Annotated in this window: 1 protein-coding gene and 1 pseudogene; one reads left to right on the forward strand and one right to left on the reverse strand. The window is 41.9% G+C overall.

The genetic code is table 11. The features are described 5' to 3' along the window. Positions 1-666: pseudogene (locus VXQ92_RS16365) on the reverse strand (tail-specific protease); the annotation flags it as partial. A gap of 192 nt (positions 667-858) precedes the next feature. Between VXQ92_RS16365 and nagZ the strand changes: the two are divergent. After that, positions 859-1,878, forward strand: a complete 1,020-nt coding sequence (gene nagZ, locus VXQ92_RS16370; protein WP_416682539.1) for a beta-N-acetylhexosaminidase — start codon at positions 859-861, stop codon at positions 1,876-1,878. The last annotated feature ends 29 nt before the right edge of the window (positions 1,879-1,907 follow it).

Raw genomic sequence — 1,907 nt, forward strand, 5'->3', positions numbered from 1 at the left:
AGTCAAAGTCTGAGCTGGCGTTAAATCTTCTGGGCCTGTTAAGTCTTGACCATCAGCAAGTGAAGGGTTTTCTTTTAACGCCTTTTGTTTCGCCTGCTCTTCTTCACGGCTAATCGTTAAATTAATTAACTGAGAAACCAGCATTTTACGCCAGTGATTTTGCTGTTCAGCTGACGTTTTAAAATACGGTGCTTTTTCGCGATCTACTTCAATAAAAGTATTTGGCTGTTTTAAGTTTTGTGGTTTCTTCAACTCAGCAAGCATGAACTCATAAAACTGTTTTAAGCGCTCACGATATTGCTGGTGAATAGCAAATGGCCCAGTTAAATTCCCCGCTTTTAATGAAGCACCAAAATTTGAACCATAGAGCTTTTTATAGTTTTGAACTTCAGCGTCTAAAAATAATGAGTGGTCCGGATCAAGACTGTCTAAGTACATATCAAGAATACGGTTAGATGTGTTCGCATCCAGACGCATATTTAAATAATGTTGGCGGTCTACTAAAGTTGCCAGTTGACGAGCCACCAAGGCTTGCTCTTGCGTTGGCTGGATCGATTGAGAAACAGCAGCAGTATTGGTTGCTGCTCTTGCTTCGTTCATCGTATGAGAGAAGAATAAACCGCCAGTCGCGATTGCTACTGCACAAGCTATAGTTTGAAGTTTCATAAATTCTTAATACTTCCTTGGGTGTTCGTATCTTACACGCTCTGTTTTCGATATGAACTAAGCAGATTCAACATCTTAACCAACTAAATTGTTTATACCGTGTAGTTTTATCATATTCTGTACTGACAAAATGTAGCAAATCATTGCAAAATTCGCTTATTGTTTTTCAATCAAAATTCAAAAGGAACCAATATGATTGGCGCGTTGATGCTGGACATAGCCAGCACAGAACTTACTCAAGAAGATATTGAACTATTACAAGCTCCGCAAGTCGGTGGCATGATTTTATTTGCTCGAAATATTGAATCACCACAACAAGTCCGTGCTTTAACCGACCATATGCGCCAAGTTCGCCCAGATATTTTGATTGCTGTCGACCAAGAAGGTGGTCGCGTTCAACGTCTAAAATCTGGCTTTACATTATTGCCAGCCATGGGCCGTTTTGGCGAGCTCTATATCACTCAACCTCAAAAAGCACTTGAATTAGCTGAACAGTGCGGCTGGTTAATGGCAACTGAAGTTTTGGCTGTGGGGATCGATTTTAGTTTTGCGCCAGTTTTAGATCTGAATGCAATTAGCGATGTAATTGGTGACCGTGGCTTCTCTAAAAATATCGAAGATATCGCTCCACTTGCTGGTGCATTTATGCGCGGTATGAAAAAAGCCGGCATGGCAAATACCGGCAAGCACTTCCCTGGTCACGGATCGGTAAAAGCTGACTCACATGTCGCAGCTGCAATCGATAGCCGTAGCTATGACGAAATTTATAACCATGACATGCAAAGCTTTATCAAGCTTATGCCTGAGCTAGATGCGCTCATGCCGGCACATGTGATTTACGATCAGGTTGATCCAAACCCTGCTGGTTTCTCATCTTTCTGGATTCAAGAAGTCCTTCGTAATCGCTTGAAGTTTAATGGCGTACTTTTCTCCGATGACTTAAGCATGCAAGCTGCTTGTGTGGCTGGTGGTGCAGATGCGCGTATTCAAGCGGCTCTGGCAGCAGGCTGTGATATGGGGTTAGTGTGTAATGACCGTAGTGCAGCATGTACAGCACTTGAAGGCATTGCAAACTTAGAACTACCAAACCAAGAGCGTTTAGAACGTATGCGTGGTCGAATTCCACAAATCCAAGTTGGTGAAACTTTATCGCTTGGAAATGAATGGCAAGCTGTCAAAACAGCCATTGAAGAATTTAAAAACTCATTCTAAATTCTAGTGCAAGACCATATTTGACTGAT

The organism is Acinetobacter sp. 228 (assembly GCF_048147885.1).